This is a genomic window from Brevibacterium iodinum ATCC 49514 (assembly GCF_900169265.1).
Classification (GTDB): Bacteria; Actinomycetota; Actinomycetes; order Actinomycetales; family Brevibacteriaceae; genus Brevibacterium; species Brevibacterium iodinum.
The window spans coordinates 56,280-70,885 of the sequence record NZ_FXYX01000001.1 but is presented as its reverse complement, the minus strand read 5'-3'; the positions used below and the strand labels follow the sequence as shown (position 1 = coordinate 70,885).

The window sequence follows — 14,606 nt, the reverse complement described above, 5'->3', positions numbered from 1 at the left end:
TCAGACCTCGAGGGAGAGGTCGAGACCGAGGTCGATCGCGCGGACGCTGTGGGTCAGCCCGCCCGAGGAGATGACGTCGACGCCGGTGGCGGCGACCTCCGGAATCGTCTCCAGGGTGACGTTGCCGCTGGCTTCGATGACGGCGCGGCCGTCCACGAGTTCGACGCCTTCGCGCAGCTGAGCCAGGGTGAAGTTGTCGAGCATGATGATATCGGCGCCGCCGTCGAGCACCGCGGGCACCTGGTCGAGCCGGTCGACCTCGACCTCGATCATCATCGTCGTGTGTGGCAGACGGGCACGGGCGGTGCGGATCGCCTCGGCGACGCTGAGTCCCTCACTGGTGAGCACGGCGAGGTGATTGTCCTTGGCCATGACCGCGTCGGAGAGGCCGAAGCGGTGATTGTGTCCGCCGCCGCAGACGACCGCGTGCTTCTCGAACGCGCGCAGCCCGGGCGTCGTCTTGCGAGTGTCGACGATGCGAGCACGCCCAGCGGCGGCCTCGACATAGGCACGGGTCTGGGTGGCGATTCCGCTCATGCGCTGGCAGAAGTTCAATGCGATCCGTTCGGCTTGCAGCACTGCTCGAGCGGGGCCGGCGACCGTGGCGAGCACCTGACCTGCGGTGAAAGCGTCTCCATCGGCGGCGGCGAGGTCGACCGTGACGCTCTGGTCGACGAGTGTGAAAGCGCGGGCGAAGACCTCGATTCCGGCGAGCACCCCGTCTTCGCGAGCACGCAGTTCGGCCCTCGCCGAGGCGGTGGCGGGGATGAAGACTTCGCCGGTGATATCTCCCCAGGGAGCGTCTTCGTCGAGGGCGGCACGCAGTGCGGAATCGATGGTTGAAGCGGTCAGCATGCGGTGGCCTCCTGAAGCAGAGCGGTGGGCGAAGTGGCGGTGGACGGCGCGGTCGTCGACGAGGCGAGCGTCGTATCGGTGCGGGTATGCGCGCCGAGGCTGTGCTCCCGGGCCAGGGCATGCCGAGCCATCTGTTCGGCGATGAGGGCGAGGTTCGCGGTCTCGAGTGCTTCGACGCTCCTCACTGCTGGGTCGCAGTTGCGATCCTTGCCGTGGTCGCGTTCGTCGGGGCCACCTTTGTCAGTGTGGCCTTTGTCGGTGCCGTCTTCGCCGAGGCGGTCGAGCAGGGTCCGCAGGCCCGCGGCCGTGCGTTCCACGCCCAGATGAGCCCAGGTCAGAGCCTGCAGCTCAGTCCGTGTCCGTGCCGTCTGGTGGAATGGATCGAACTGGGGGAGTGGGAGGTGATGTTCACGGTTCAGTGACTCCGAGGCCTCGGAGCGGAGGTCTGCTCTGTGCGTGGCGAGATCTGCTGCGGTCGTGTGAGTCGGGCGTGCGTCGATCGCTGCGGCGGCGCGGGCGGCGAAGACCGCGCCCTCGAGCAGAGAGTTCGAGGCCAGCCGGTTGGCTCCATGCACTCCGGTGCGCGCGACCTCGCCGACGGCGAAGAGTCCCTCTATACTCGTGCGACCATCGCGATCCGTGGCCACCCCGCCCATGAAGTAGTGGGCGGCAGGAGTGACGGGAATGAGGTCCCGGGACAGATCGAGGCCGCGAGCGGCAAGCCCCGCGGTGATGCTCGGGAACTTTGCCGTCGCATCCGGGACGGCCCGCGCATCGAGGAAGCAGGGACGTCCGTCCTGAGCCGCCTGGCGGCGATGCAGGGCGAGGGCGACGACATCACGGGAGGCGAGCTCCGCGCGATCGTCGATGTCACTCATGAACCGGTGGCCGTGCTCGTCGAGGAGGAGGGCACCGGCCCCCCGGACGGCCTCGGAGATGAGGAAGCCGGGACCTGGAAGGGCGGTGGGATGGAACTGGAAGAATTCGAGATCGGAGATAACAGCACCGGCGCGAATGGCAGCGGCCAAACCGTCCCCGGTGGCAGCCGCCGGGTTCGTCGTGTGTGCGAAGAGCTGCCCGGCACCGCCGGTGGCGAGCACGATCGCATCAGCAGCCAGGGCCTCGACACGGCCGTCGCGGAGCACGGTGACTCCGGTGGCTCGACCCGGTCTACGCTCGTGATCGTCGGTGAGGATGTCGACGAGCGTCGTGTCCTCGAGCAGGGTGACTCGCCCTGCGACGACCTCGATGCGCAGCTTCTGCGCCAGAGCGGTGCTGATCGCCCGACCGGTCGCATCACCTCCGGAATGGAAGATGCGCGGATAGGAATGCGCCCCTTCTATACCCCTGGCCCAGGATCCGGTCGGGTCGGTGTCGAAGTCCACCCCTGCCTCGGCGAGGGAGACGATCGCGTCCCCACCGGCTTCGCACAGGCAGCGCACGGCCTCCGGATCACAGTGCCCGGCGCCGGCGGTGAGCGTATCGGCGATATGGGAATCGACCGTGTCGTCGGTGCCGATGACACCGGCGATGCCGCCCTGCGCCCACTCGGTGTTCGACTCGCCGAGGCGGCCCTTCGTCACGAGGGTCACCGTGTGACGGCCGGACAGGCGCAGTGCCGCGGTCAGCCCCGCGATCCCGGAGCCTGCGACGATGACGCGGCTCATCAGATCCGCGGCTTCGCGGCGAGCATCCGCTCCAGGGACAAACGGGCAGGTTCGGCCACTTCGGCGTCGACGGAGATCTGATTGACGACCTGTCCGTCGATGAGCGATTCGAGGACCCAGGCGATATAGCCGGGGTGGATGCGGTACATCGTCGAGCACGGGCAGATGACGGGGTCGAGGCAGAAGATCTCGTGCTGAGGGTGTTCGGCGGCCAGCCGCTGGACCAGGTTGATCTCGGTGCCGATGGCGAACGTCGTCGGTTCGGTCGCCTGTTCGATGGCCTTCGTGATGTACGCGGTCGATCCGGCCTCATCGGCGGCTTCGACGGTCTCACGCGGGCATTCGGGGTGAACGATCACGCGCACATCCGGATGATCCGCGCGGGCTTTGTCGATCTGGGCGGGGGTGAAGCGCTTGTGCACGGAGCAGAATCCCTGCCACAGGATGACGCGAGCCTCACGCAGCGTCTGCTCGTCGTTGTTGCCCAGTGGCTTGGCGGGGTTCCACAGCGGCATCTCGTCCAGACCGATGCCCATGTTCACAGCGGTGTTGCGGCCGAGGTGCTGGTCGGGGAAGAACAGGACACGCTGTCCGCGTTCGAAGGCCCATTCCAGAACCACCTCGGCATTCGAGGAGGTGCACACGATGCCGCCGTTGCGGCCGCAGAAGCCCTTGATCGCTGCCGAGGAGTTCATGTAAGTGACGGGGATGACCGGGACGCGACCGTCGACATCGGGTTCGGTGCCGAAGAGTTCGGTCAGCTGCTCCCAGCAGTCCTCGACCTGATCGATGCTGGCCATATCGGCCATCGAACAGCCGGCGGCGAGGTTGGGCAGGATGACCGACTGTTCCGGTTTCGACAGCAGGTCGGCGGTCTCGGCCATGAAGTGGACGCCGCAGAAGACGATGGCCTCGGCCTCCGGATGGTTCTGGGCGGCCTGGGCGAGCATGAACGAGTCGCCGATGTAGTCGGCGTGTTCGACGACCTCGACTCGCTGGTAGTGGTGGCCGAGCATGACGACGCGATCGCCGAGGGTGGCCTTGGCAGCCCGGATGCGGGCGTCGAGCTCTTCAGGCGATGCCTGCTTGTATTCGTCGGGAATGTCGCCCTGACGTGGAGCGGCGACCGGGATCGGGTCGGCCATCGAGGAACCGGGACCGTAGCCGGGGCGTTCGTCGACGTCCCACGGTGCATCGAGCAGCTCCGTCGAGCACATATCGTCGTTCGCTCCCGAGGCAGAGATGTCCTTGAGGATGAGTTCGATCGAAGCTGTCGTGGTCATCATCGTCCTTCGCTCGGTGGGCGGGACCCGCGCCTCGCGCGAGGTGAAACCGCCCGAAATGTTTTGCGCACTTGTGCGTTTATTTGTTTGCGCAGATTTGAGCTTAATCCTGAGGGTGGGCAATGTACAACTCGGCGGTCGATGGCTCTGCGTTGTGACGGTCGATGGCTCTGTGCCCGGGGATGCAATAGGCTGTGGTCTGGCTCGCAATCCGAGTCGATGCGCACTGCGGTGGACTCCCCGTGAGAGTTGCCGAGGCTTCGGACCGAAGCGTCGGTCTCGCCCCGCCCGCGCCGGCACCGACGACATCGCATATCTGAAGGATTCTCATGCCCGAAGCGGCACACTCGAACCAGTTCACGTCCTCCTCCGCCACCGACGCTGCGGGCAACGCTGCTGCCGGTGGCAATGCCCCGGCCGGCCCCAACGCGACGGCCAGCCCCGGCGCGACGGCGGGGGCCGCCTCGGCGGAACAGCCGGCCCCGTACGGCGGTCCGGTGTCCGCTCCGGCAGCGCCGCCTCGGCGAATCCGGACCCTCGACCTCATCAAGGCCAAGGCCGAAGGCCGGCGGTGGGCGATGCTGACCAGCTACGACCAGTACACGGCGGCCCTGTTCGAACAGGCAGGTGTCGAGGCCCTGCTCATCGGCGATTCGGCGGCGAACAACGTCTATGGCCACGCGACGACCCTGCCGGTCACCGTCGACGAACTCATCCCGCTGGCCAGAGCAGTCGCCTCGGCGACGAGCCGGGCGCTCATCGTCGCCGACCTTCCGTTCGGCAGCTACGAGATCTCGGATGAACAGGCCGTGGCCATGGCCGTGCGGTTCATGAAGGAAGCCGGAGTCCACGCGGTCAAACTCGAAGGCGGGGCGCGGATGGCCTCGCGGATCAAGGCGATCACGACGGCGGGGATCCCGGTCATGGCGCACATCGGCTTCACCCCGCAGGCCGAGCACAACCTCGGCGGCTACAAGGTCCAGGGCCGCGGCGACGCAGGCGGCGCCCTGCTCGACGATGCCCGCGCCGTGGCAGAAGCCGGAGCCTTCTCCGTGGTGATGGAGATGGTGCCCTCCGGGCTGGCCGGCCAGGTCACATCCGAACTGACGATCCCCACCGTCGGAATCGGCGCCGGTGCGGACTGCGACGCCCAGGTCCTCGTATGGCAGGACATGGCCGGTCTGCGCACCGGGAGGGCCCCGCGCTTCGTCAAGCGCTACGCCGACCTGCATTCCGTGCTCACCGAGGCGGTCGGCACCTATGTCGACGAAGTGAAGTCCGGGGTCTTCCCCGAACCCGAGAGGAGCTTCGACTGATGGAGGTCGGAGGCATCCAGGCACTGCGCCGGTGGCGGGCCGAGCAGTCGGGCCGTGTCGGTCTCGTCCCGACGATGGGCGCCCTGCACTCCGGGCATCAGGCGCTGATGACGCGTGCCCGCGCAGAGTCCGATCTCGTCGTGGCCTCGATCTTCGTCAATCCTCTCCAGTTCGGTGCCGACGAGGACTTCGTCCAGTACCCGCGGCCTATCGAAGAGGATCTGGGGAAGTGCGAAGAGGCCGGCGTCGACTTCGTCTTCGCCCCGGCGCTGGCCGAGATGTACCCGTCCGCACCCGAAGTGCGGGTCGTCGCCGGGCGCATGGGGGCCGTGTTCGAAGGCGCGGCCAGGCCCGGGCACTTCGACGGCGTGCTCACCGTCGTGGCGAAGCTCTTCACCCTCATCGCCCCCGACGTCACGGTATTCGGGCTCAAGGACATCCAACAGTTCGTCCTGGTCAAACGCATGATCGCCGACCTCAACTTCGATATCGAACTCATCGGCCTGCCCGTCGTCCGGGACGCCGACGGCCTGGCCATGTCGAGCCGCAACGAATACCTCACCGGATCCGATCGGGAACGTGCCCTGGCGATTCCGCGGGCCCTCGACGCCGCCGCCGAGGTGGCCGAGCGAAGCCGTGAGACGGCGGAGTCCGGCATCGGTGGCAGTTCTGACTCTGGGGCCGGCCCCAGTGATGTTTCTGCTGGCTTGCCCGCTGCCGTCGAGGCGGCCGCGCTCGCCGAGTTGGAGCCGGCCGCTGAACGTGGGGATCTCGAGATCGTCTACTGCAGCCTCGTCGAGGCCGCGACCCTTCGGCCGTGCCCACCGGACTTCACGGGACCGGCTCTGCTGCTCGTCTCCGCGACGGTCGGTGGGACTCATCTCATCGACAATCTGCCGCTGGAATTCTGATCACGCAGGTGCGCCTCTGAACGCACCGGGCGACGATTAGCCTCGGCATCCGGCCTTTCGTTGTTCGGAGCGGCTCAGATGGGGATCGCGATGACGGCGATGCCGATGATGAGCAGGATGAGCGTGGAGGCGGCCTCGATGAAGAAATCAGCGCAGCGGTGGGCCATCGCCGACGCTGCGAGGCTGGCCAGGCATGCGAGGACAAGCTGGTACGACAGGAGCACGCCGAGGATCAGCGCGACGAGCACGGTGTAGTCGGTGCCGGTCGGGGATGCGGGGACGAGGGTCGGCAGGATCGCGAGGAAGAACAGGCCGACCTTCGGGTTGGACAGCGAAGAGATGATGCCGCGGCGATAGGAAACGAACGAGCGCAAGTGGCCCCACGAAGTCGACTCCATGACGTGGGCGATCTCGCTGACCGGGCCGGCGGCCGCCTCGGCGGGGGATTCGGCGGTGGCGCTCGACGCGGGATCGAGTGTGTCCCCGGGGTCGGACGCCTGTGTGGAATCGGAATCCGCGGAGGCGGTGCGGAGTTCGCGACGCAGCCGCAGCGCCTGCCGCCCGGCGAGGAGCCCGAGGAGGCAGAGATAGAGCCCACCGACGATCTTGAGCACCTGGACGGCGGCCGGAAAAACCGTGAGCAGGGCGGAGACCCCGGTGAGCGCCAGCACCATCCAGATCACGGTGCCCGTGGCCGTGCCGAGGGCGTAGACGAGTCCGGCCTTGCGGCGCAGGGAGGACAGACGGATCGTGAGGATCGTCTCGGGGCCGGGGGTGATCGCCAGAGCGGCGGCAGCGCCGGTGATGGTCAAGATCTCGGGTCCGGTCACAGCACTCCTTCTAACGGTTGGGGATCGGGTTCTGACAGATACGCGGGTCGGGGCGGCGTCGGCCGCGGTCATCGGACCTGCCGGCCGGGCGACGTGGATGTCCCGCTCTTCAATTCTGCCTGCGCCGAACAATCGGGAAAAGCAACTGATCGTGAACGATCATCAGGCAGAACCGAATGGTTAACGGCTACGATGCACACATGTGGGATCTCAATCGACTCCGAATATGGCGAGCCGTCGTCGCCACCGGCTCCGTGGTCGCGGCCGCGAAGAACCTCAACTACACGCCGGCGACCGTCAGCCAGCACATCACCACCCTGCAGAAGGCCGTCGGGGCGCCGCTCTACCGGCGGTCGGGGCGCGGCATTGAGATCACCGAGCTCGGCCGACGTCTGGCCGATGATTCGGCGGAGGTCTTCACCGCGGTCGGCCGCCTCGACGATCTGGTCGAAGGCTTCCGCACCATCAGCAGGCCCCGGCTGCGGATTGCGGCGTTCACTTCGTTCAATGCGCGTCTGCTGCCGGGCATCATCGATGCCGTGGCCCTGGATCATCCGGATCTGCGGTTCGACATCCAACTCAACGAGCCGGCGAAGAACCGGCGCGGGCACTGCCTCATCGAGATCCGCGCCGAGGTTCCGCAGGACGGTGAGAACCATCTGCCGGAGATGACGCGCATCCCGCTCTTCGAAGACGACTACCGGGTCGTCGTCCCCGAGGGGCACCGGTTCGCAGGCCGGGAGTCCGTGCCATTCATCGACCTCGAGGGCGAGCACTGGGTCGACTACGACATGTGGGCCGGACCCTCGAGCAAGGTCGTCGACCATGCGTGTGCCGCGGCCGGATTCGAACGCAGGAGCTTCGCCGCCTGCGAGGACGACTTCGCGGCATTGGCTCTCGTTGCCTCAAACATGGGCATCACGGTCCTCCCACGGCTCTCGACTCTGCAGCTGCCGCCCGGCCTCGTCGCCGTCGACCTCACCGACCCCGTCCCGATGCGCCGGGTCGTCATGCACATCCGCGACAGAGACGCGCACTTACCCCACGTCCGCGCCTTCGCCACAGCCACGGAAGAGGCAGTAGCAACCCACCTCACCACCCCCTAATTGCTACCCGACGGCGGACCAGCAACCTGGCGCCAGGTTGCTGGGCCCCCGTCAGGTAGTCCTGGGAGGGGAGATGCGCTGTTCCTCATAGTGGGCTGAGACCTTGTGCCAAGGGCGGTGGGATAGGCTGTTGGGGTGAGTTCTGAAATCGAAATCGGCAGAGGCAAGCGCGGCCGTCGCGCCTATTCGCTCGACGACATCGCCATCGTCCCCGCTCGGCGCACCCGTGACCCCGAAGACGTGTCCCTGAACTGGCAGATCGACGCCTACCAGTTCGAGCTGCCGTTCATCGGCGCCCCCATGGATTCGGCGATGTCACCCGAAACCGTCATCGCTCTGGGCAAATTCGGCGGCCTCGGCGTCCTCGACCTCGAAGGCCTGTGGACCCGGTACGAGGACCCCACCCCGCAGCTGGCCGAAATCGCGCAGCTTCCGTCTGAGATGGCGACCGCCCGGATGCAGGAGCTCTACTCCGCACCCATCGAGGCCGAACTCATCACCGCCCGCCTCGAGCAGATCCGTGAAGCCGGAGTCACTGTCGCCGGTGCCCTGACCCCGCAGCGGACTCAGGAGTTCTACAAGACGGTCGTCGACGCCGGAGTCGACATCTTCGTCATCCGCGGCACCACGGTCTCGGCCGAGCACGTCTCGACCCACACCGAACCGCTCAACCTCAAGCAGTTCATCTACGAACTCGATGTGCCCGTCATCGTCGGCGGAGCCGCCACCTACACCGCGGCACTGCATCTCATGCGCACCGGTGCCGCCGGCGTCCTCGTCGGCTTCGGCGGGGGAGCGGCGGCCACGACCCGCAAGACCCTGGGCATCCACGCCCCGATGGCCACGGCCGTCGCCGACGTCCACGCCGCCCGGCGGGACTATATGGACGAATCCGGCGGCCGCTACGTCCATGTCATCGCCGATGGCGGACTCGGCACCAGCGGCGACATCGTCAAGGCCTTCGGGGTCGGCGCCGACGCCGTCATGCTCGGCACCGCCCTGGCCCGGTCGACCGAAGCACCCGGCCTCGGAATGCACTGGGGCGCCGAAGCTCATCACCCGGATCTGCCGCGCGGCCACCGCGTGGAACTCGGCACCGTCGGCAGCCTCGAGCAGGTGCTCTTCGGCCCCGGCCGCACCGCGATCGGCGAACTCAACCTCGCCGGTGCCCTGCGCCGAGCGCTCGCCACGACCGGATACCTCGACCTCAAGGAATTCCAACGCGTCGACGTCACCGTCTCGCCCTACCAGACCGGTTCGGTGGTCTGAACTGTTCCGCCTGGCGCTGACTCCCAAATGGCTGGGGTCCCTGCTCCTCGTCCTGGTGCTCGTCACCTGCTTCGTCGGACTCTCCGCGTGGCAGGTCGACCGGGCCCAGCACAAGAACGACGTCGCTGCGTCCTCCGGAGTCGATGAGCTCAAGGACTTCAACGACGTCATGGATGCCCAGGCTCCGATGCCCGGCATCCTCGCCGACCAGCGCGTCAGCCTGTCCGGACACTGGATCCCCGAGGCGCAGATCGTCATCCCCGGCCGCATACAGAATGATGAGTCCGGCTATTGGGTGGTCACGATGTTCGCTCCGGACGGCGGTCACCTCGGTGAAGGCGTCGAGGCCGCGAACGCCGACGAGAAGACGATCGCGATTCCCGTCGTCCGCGGTTTCACCACCGACGAGGACACGGCGATGACGTCTGAGGCTCGAGACGGCCAGGTCGAGCTGACCGCGCGCATCGGACCGATCGAAGGCCCCGTTGAGGGCAATGATCTGCCCGAGGGGCAGGTGCACACGGTCTCGACCTCGCAGATCATCAACATGTTCCCCGACCTGCTCACCTACTCCGGATTCCTCATCCCGGAGAAGGCCACCGGCGCCGCCGCCTCGGTGGGCACCGACGGACTCGCACAGGTCCCGACCACGACGACCCGCGACGAGGGCGGATTCGATCTGCAGTCGGCGGTCTACGCTCTCGAATGGATCATCTTCGCAGCCATGGCCCTCTACATGTGGTTCCAGCTGCTGCGCGATGATTACCTCCGGCGCCGCCTCGGCGAGGATTCCCAGGATTCCGCGAAGACCGTCGAGTATGTTGTCGTCAAGCCCGCAGGCGATGCGACGATCGACCCCGAGGTGATGTCCGGGCTGACCGGACTGCCGGCCCACCGCCACGGCGGAGCCAAACCGGGGAAGAAGCGAAGCAAGACCGCCGACACCCGAAACACCGATACATCCACGACCGGAGGAAACTGAGCGTGAGCGAAGAACACGAGTCCTTGGACTCCCGCCCCGACTTCGACGAGAACAACGTGTGGAGCGTCAAACGCTTCACCTCCGCCCGGAATGCGCTGAAGTTCTACCGCGTGATGGCGTTCATCACCGGCACGATGCTGCTCATCCTCACGGTCGAGATGATCTACAAGTACCTCATCGCCGCCGACCCGTCCACGGCCCTGAACTTCGGCGGCTTCAACCTCGCCGCGGCCATCGCGATCTGCCACGGCTGGTGCTACGTCGTCTACCTCATCGGCTGCTTCTGGCTCAACCAGCAGATGCGCTGGTCCCTCGGCCGCTACCTCATCCTCGCGCTCGCCGGCGTCGTGCCCGTGATGTCGTTCATCCTCGAGCGCCGCATCCACCGCCAGGTCGACGCGGAGCTCGAAGCCGCCGTCGTCGTCGCCCCCAAGTCCTGACCGCCCGGATCCGGTATCCGGATCCCCTCCCCGAGGCGGCCGCACGGTCCGTGCGCACCCGTCCTCTCGTGGTCGGGTGGGCCGATTCGAGGCTCTGGTCGCCGACGCTTAGAATTGGAGCATGACGCAAACCCAGAGCACGCAGGTGCCCCCTGTCCTCGTCGTCGATTTCGGCGCCCAGTACGCCCAGCTCATCGCGCGCCGCATCCGCGAAGCCGGTCTGTACTCAGAGATCATCGCCCACGACGCCCCGGCGTCGGAGTTCGCGGCGAAGAACCCCGTGGCCATCGTGCTCTCCGGTGGGCCTTCGAGCGTCAACGACGCAGCGGCCCCGAGCTTCGATACTTCAGTGTTCGACCTCGGCGTGCCCACGATGGGCATCTGCTACGGCTTCCAGCTCATGTCGACCGCCCTCGGCGGCCGCGTGGCCAAGACCGATAAGCGCGAATACGGATCGACCCCGGTCTCCGTGGCGCAGCCCGGCGCTCTGCTCGCCGACACCCCCGAGGCCTACAAGGTCTGGATGTCCCACGGGGACTCCGTGGCCGAGGCACCGGAAGGCTTCGACGTCCTCGCCTCCACACCGGACACCCCGGTCGCCGCTTTCGAATGCGCAGCGAAGAAGTTCGCTGGAGTGCAGTGGCATCCTGAGGTCCTCCACTCGGAGAACGGGCAGAAGATCCTCGAGAACTTCCTCTTCAACGTCGCCGGGCTCAGCGCCGACTGGACGAACGAATCCGTCATCGACGAGCAGGTCGAGCTCATCCGCGCCCGCGTCGGGAACAAGAAGGTCATCTGCGGCCTGTCCGGAGGAGTCGACTCCTCCGTGGCCGCGGCCCTCGTCCACAAAGCCATCGGCGACCAGCTCACCTGCGTCTTCGTCGACCACGGTCTGCTGCGCCAGGACGAACGCGAACAGGTCGAGAAGGACTACGTCGACTCGATCGGCGTCCGCCTGGTCACCGTCGATGCCCGGGAGCAGTTCCTCGGCGAGCTCGCCGGAGTCACCGACCCGGAGGAGAAGCGCAAGATCATCGGCCGCGAATTCATCCGCACCTTCGAATCCGCTGCCGCCGACCTCGTCCTTCAAGCCCAGGAAGGCGACGGCGAAGAGATCGCCTTCCTCGTCCAGGGCACCCTCTACCCCGACGTCGTCGAATCAGGCGGCGGATCGGGCACCGCGAACATCAAGAGCCACCACAATGTCGGCGGCCTGCCCGACGACATCCAGTTCCAGCTCATCGAACCGCTGCGCGCCCTGTTCAAGGACGAGGTCCGCGCCATCGGACGCGAACTCGGCGTGCCCGAGGTCATCGTCTCCCGCCAGCCGTTCCCCGGACCGGGACTGGGCATCCGCATCATCGGCGAAGTCACCGAGGAGCGCCTGACCATCCTGCGCAAGGCCGATGCGATCGCTCGTGAAGAGCTGACGAAGGCCGGCCTCGACGGAGAGATCTGGCAGTGCCCGGTCGTCCTGCTCGCCGATGTCCGCTCCGTCGGCGTCCAGGGCGACGGCCGCACCTACGGCCACCCCGTCGTGTTGCGTCCGGTCTCGAGCGAGGACGCGATGACCGCAGACTGGACGCGCATCCCCTACGATGTGCTCTCCGTGATCTCCAACCGCATCACCAACGAGGTCGACGACATCAACCGCGTCGTCCTGGACGTCACTTCGAAGCCTCCAGGCACCATCGAATGGGAGTGATCCTCCACGATCGTTGACGGGTCCCTGCGTACGGAAACGTGGGCACACCCTCACCGAGGCGGCTTCGAATAAGACCCCCGAGTACTGCTCCTGAACACCGTTCAGCTACAGTTGAGGGGCGCTCGGGGCCGCCTCGAGCTTTCCCCGGTCCGGAGCCGGACGAACCACGAACAATGGAGTACTCATGACACCGACTCACAGCACGACCTCGGCGGGAATCACCCGCCCCCGCTCTGCCGGCACGGATATCGCTCTCATTGCGGTCTTCGCGGCGCTGATCGCGGCCTTTGCGATGATGCCCCCGGTCCCGGTCGGGCCCCTCGGTGTGCCGATCACTCTGCAGACCTTCGCGATCGCCCTGTGTGGAATGGTGCTCGGGCCGTGGCGCGGATTCGCGGCCACCCTGCTCTACGTTGTGCTCGGTCTCGTCGGCCTGCCGATCTTCTCGGGGATGCGCGGCGGAATCGGCATCCTCGCCGGGCCGAGCGCCGGCTACATCGTCTCCTTCGCCCTCTACGCCCTCGTCGCCGGACTTGCCGCTCACTGGGCCGTGCGTCGCTTCAAGGGGATGAGGCTCGGTGTGGCACTGTTCGTCGGCGGATTCGGCGGCAGCATCCTGCTCAACCACCCCCTGGGCATCCTCGGCATGTCGATCAACGGCGACCTGCCGCTGAGTGCGGCAGCGGCCGCGGACCTCATCTACTGGCCCGGTGACATTGTGAAGAACATTCTGGCCGCCTCGGTGGCCCTCCTCATCCACCGTGCGTTCCCCGACATCCTGCGTCGTCGCGGCGTCAGCGTGGAATCGGTGTCGGTGCGTCAGGAGCAGGACGCCAAGTGACACGGGAGATCCGGCTGAACGACGTCGGCGTCGGAGTCCTCGACGAAGGACCCGACGGCGATGTCGTGCGCCCGATCCTCAAAGACGTCAACCTCACCCTCACCGAAGACATCGTCGCCGTCATCGGCGCGAACGGCTCGGGCAAGTCGACCCTGCTGCAGCTGTTCAACGGTTTGGTCACAGCGAATGCGGGCGAAGTCCTCGTCGACGGCTTCGACCCGCGCCGCCAGGCAGCGAAGGTGCGATCGCGCGTCGGTTTCGTCTTCACCGATCCGGCCGCGCAGTTGGTCATGCCGACCGCGATCGAGGACATCGAACTGTCCCTGCGCAAATCTGTGCCCAAGAGGGAACGTCGGGCCGCGGCGCTGGCGGTCCTCAATGAGCTCGGCATCGCCGACCTCGCCGATCGCAGTGTCTACGAACTCTCCGGCGGTCAGCGCCAGCTCGTTGCTCTGGCAGCGGTGCTCGCCGTGGATCCGCAGATCCTCGTCCTCGACGAGCCGACGACTCTGCTCGATCTGCGCAACAAGGAGCGCCTGCGCCTTCATCTGCAGGAGCTCGTCACGCGGCGCGGAGTGCGGATCATCCTCACCACCCATGATCTGGAGTTCGCACAGATCGCCCAGCGCGCCGTGGTCGTCGAAGACGGTCGAATCGCAGCCGATTCCACCCCCGCCGAGGCGGTCGCCGCCTACCGGAACATCATCATGAGCGATACGCCATGACCCAGCAGGAGACGTGGCGGAAGAAGGCGGGCATCAAAGCCCGCCCGCAGCTGTTCGGAAAGGTAGCGCATCCTCGGGGATGGCTGCACTCGGTGCCGACGGGAGTGAAGCTGGCGATGATCGCCGTCATCGGCATCGTGGCGCTCATCTTCCGGGACGCGACGGTCAACTGGTCGATGTTCGCCGTTCTCGTCGTCATCGGATTCACTGCCCGACTGCGGCTCAAGCACTTCCTGGTGACGTGGGTCTATGTGGCCGTGCTCGTGGCCATCATCATGGGGCTGCAGTATCTCTTCGGGTCCACCGGGTCGGGTTTGGCCGTCGGCGGGACCATCTTCGCGTGCGTGCAGGCCGCGTTGATGCTGACGCTCACGACCTCGGTCGGGCAGCTGCTCGATGCGTTCACGGTGATCGTCTCGCCTCTGCGATTCCTCGGGGCGAACACCGAAGCGATCGCGTTGACGGCGGGTCTGATGGTCCGGGCGATCTCGCATATCTCCGGACTGCTCGGAGAGGCTGAACGTGCCGCCCGCGCCAGGGGATTGGATTCGAGCATCAAGGCCCGCGTGGTGCCGGCGATCCTGCGGTCGGTGAAATACGCGCAGGACACGGGACGAGCCCTCGACGCCCGCGGCATCGTGGACTGACCGTCTCGATCGACCGCTCGAGGTGCCGT

At 66.8% G+C, this 14,606-nt stretch carries 14 protein-coding genes; 10 read left to right on the top strand and 4 right to left on the bottom strand.

Annotation, left to right across the window (positions count from 1 at the left end; genetic code table 11):
* From nadC to nadA, 3 genes are read right to left on the bottom strand one after another with little or no spacing between them, the layout of a single operon-like run.
* Positions 1 to 855: a carboxylating nicotinate-nucleotide diphosphorylase gene (gene nadC / locus BI49514_RS00315; RefSeq protein ID WP_101543336.1), complete on the bottom strand. Its 855-nt coding sequence runs from the start codon at positions 853 to 855 to the stop codon at positions 1 to 3.
* Positions 849 to 2,522 (bottom strand): L-aspartate oxidase, encoded by a 1,674-nt coding sequence (gene nadB / locus BI49514_RS00310; protein ID WP_101543335.1) that lies wholly within the window; start codon positions 2,520 to 2,522, stop codon positions 849 to 851. The genes nadC and nadB overlap by 7 nt, the downstream gene beginning before the upstream one ends.
* A complete protein-coding gene (nadA, locus tag BI49514_RS00305) occupies positions 2,522 to 3,805 on the bottom strand; it encodes a quinolinate synthase NadA (protein WP_101543333.1) in 1,284 nt (427 codons plus the stop codon). Before nadA ends, nadB begins: the two co-directional genes overlap by 1 nt.
* Positions 3,806 to 4,134: 329 nt before the next feature.
* Between nadA and panB the strand changes: the two genes are divergently transcribed.
* Positions 4,135 to 5,121 carry a 3-methyl-2-oxobutanoate hydroxymethyltransferase gene (panB, locus tag BI49514_RS00300; RefSeq protein WP_101543332.1) on the top strand — a complete coding sequence of 329 codons (987 nt, stop codon included), beginning with the start codon at positions 4,135 to 4,137 and terminating at the stop codon, positions 5,119 to 5,121.
* Entirely contained in the window at positions 5,121 to 6,032 is a 912-nt protein-coding gene (gene panC, locus BI49514_RS00295; RefSeq protein ID WP_101543331.1) for a pantoate--beta-alanine ligase, read from the top strand. The genes panB and panC overlap by 1 nt, the downstream gene beginning before the upstream one ends.
* Before the next feature lie 74 nt (positions 6,033 to 6,106).
* Here the strand turns inward: panC and BI49514_RS00290 are convergent, their stop codons facing one another.
* On the bottom strand, positions 6,107 to 6,862 hold the full coding sequence (locus tag BI49514_RS00290; protein WP_244195179.1) for a LysE family translocator: 756 nt from the start codon (positions 6,860 to 6,862) through the stop codon (positions 6,107 to 6,109).
* A gap of 200 nt (positions 6,863 to 7,062) precedes the next feature.
* On the opposite strand from BI49514_RS00290, the gene BI49514_RS00285 reads away from it, so the two are divergent.
* The 8 genes from BI49514_RS00285 to BI49514_RS00250 all read left to right on the top strand — a co-directional run bounded on the left by BI49514_RS00285 (position 7,063) and on the right by BI49514_RS00250 (position 14,577).
* Positions 7,063 to 7,968: a LysR family transcriptional regulator gene (locus BI49514_RS00285; RefSeq protein ID WP_101544011.1), complete on the top strand. Its 906-nt coding sequence runs from the start codon at positions 7,063 to 7,065 to the stop codon at positions 7,966 to 7,968.
* Between the two features lie 135 nt (positions 7,969 to 8,103).
* Positions 8,104 to 9,237 (top strand): GuaB3 family IMP dehydrogenase-related protein, encoded by a 1,134-nt coding sequence (locus tag BI49514_RS00280; RefSeq protein ID WP_101543327.1) that lies wholly within the window; start codon positions 8,104 to 8,106, stop codon positions 9,235 to 9,237.
* A 55-nt stretch (positions 9,238 to 9,292) separates the two neighbouring features.
* Positions 9,293 to 10,219 carry an SURF1 family protein gene (locus BI49514_RS00275; protein ID WP_244195178.1) on the top strand — a complete coding sequence of 309 codons (927 nt, stop codon included), beginning with the start codon at positions 9,293 to 9,295 and terminating at the stop codon, positions 10,217 to 10,219.
* A 2-nt stretch (positions 10,220 to 10,221) separates the two neighbouring features.
* Positions 10,222 to 10,659 carry a DUF3817 domain-containing protein gene (locus BI49514_RS00270; RefSeq protein ID WP_101543325.1) on the top strand — a complete coding sequence of 146 codons (438 nt, stop codon included), beginning with the start codon at positions 10,222 to 10,224 and terminating at the stop codon, positions 10,657 to 10,659.
* A gap of 121 nt (positions 10,660 to 10,780) precedes the next feature.
* Positions 10,781 to 12,364 carry a glutamine-hydrolyzing GMP synthase gene (guaA, locus tag BI49514_RS00265; protein ID WP_101543324.1) on the top strand — a complete coding sequence of 528 codons (1,584 nt, stop codon included), beginning with the start codon at positions 10,781 to 10,783 and terminating at the stop codon, positions 12,362 to 12,364.
* Between the two features lie 184 nt (positions 12,365 to 12,548).
* The gene (locus tag BI49514_RS00260) at positions 12,549 to 13,205 is read left to right on the top strand and encodes a biotin transporter BioY (protein ID WP_101543323.1); all 657 of its coding nucleotides are present in this window, start codon (positions 12,549 to 12,551) and stop codon (positions 13,203 to 13,205) included.
* Complete coding sequence (locus BI49514_RS00255; protein WP_420808566.1) at positions 13,202 to 13,930, top strand: energy-coupling factor ABC transporter ATP-binding protein; 729 nt, start codon at positions 13,202 to 13,204, stop codon at positions 13,928 to 13,930. The genes BI49514_RS00260 and BI49514_RS00255 overlap by 4 nt, the downstream gene beginning before the upstream one ends.
* A complete protein-coding gene (locus BI49514_RS00250; RefSeq protein ID WP_244195177.1) occupies positions 13,927 to 14,577 on the top strand; it encodes an energy-coupling factor transporter transmembrane component T family protein in 651 nt (216 codons plus the stop codon). Before BI49514_RS00255 ends, BI49514_RS00250 begins: the two co-directional genes overlap by 4 nt.
* Positions 14,578 to 14,606 lie beyond the last annotated feature (29 nt).

Excerpts from the sequence above, each read along its gene's own strand:
- nadC (WP_101543336.1), bottom strand. The coding sequence starts at position 855 with ATGCTGACCGCTTCAACCATCGATTCCGCACTGCGTGCCGCCCTCGAC.
- nadB (WP_101543335.1), bottom strand. The coding sequence starts at position 2,522 with ATGAGCCGCGTCATCGTCGCAGGCTCCGGGATCGCGGGGCTGACCGCG.
- nadA (WP_101543333.1), bottom strand. The coding sequence starts at position 3,805 with ATGACCACGACAGCTTCGATCGAACTCATCCTCAAGGACATCTCTGCC.
- panB (WP_101543332.1), top strand. The coding sequence starts at position 4,135 with ATGCCCGAAGCGGCACACTCGAACCAGTTCACGTCCTCCTCCGCCACC.
- panC (WP_101543331.1), top strand. The coding sequence starts at position 5,121 with ATGGAGGTCGGAGGCATCCAGGCACTGCGCCGGTGGCGGGCCGAGCAG.
- BI49514_RS00285 (WP_101544011.1), top strand. The coding sequence starts at position 7,063 with ATGTGGGATCTCAATCGACTCCGAATATGGCGAGCCGTCGTCGCCACC.
- guaA (WP_101543324.1), top strand. The coding sequence starts at position 10,781 with ATGACGCAAACCCAGAGCACGCAGGTGCCCCCTGTCCTCGTCGTCGAT.
- BI49514_RS00260 (WP_101543323.1), top strand. The coding sequence starts at position 12,549 with ATGACACCGACTCACAGCACGACCTCGGCGGGAATCACCCGCCCCCGC.
- BI49514_RS00250 (WP_244195177.1), top strand. The coding sequence starts at position 13,927 with ATGACCCAGCAGGAGACGTGGCGGAAGAAGGCGGGCATCAAAGCCCGC.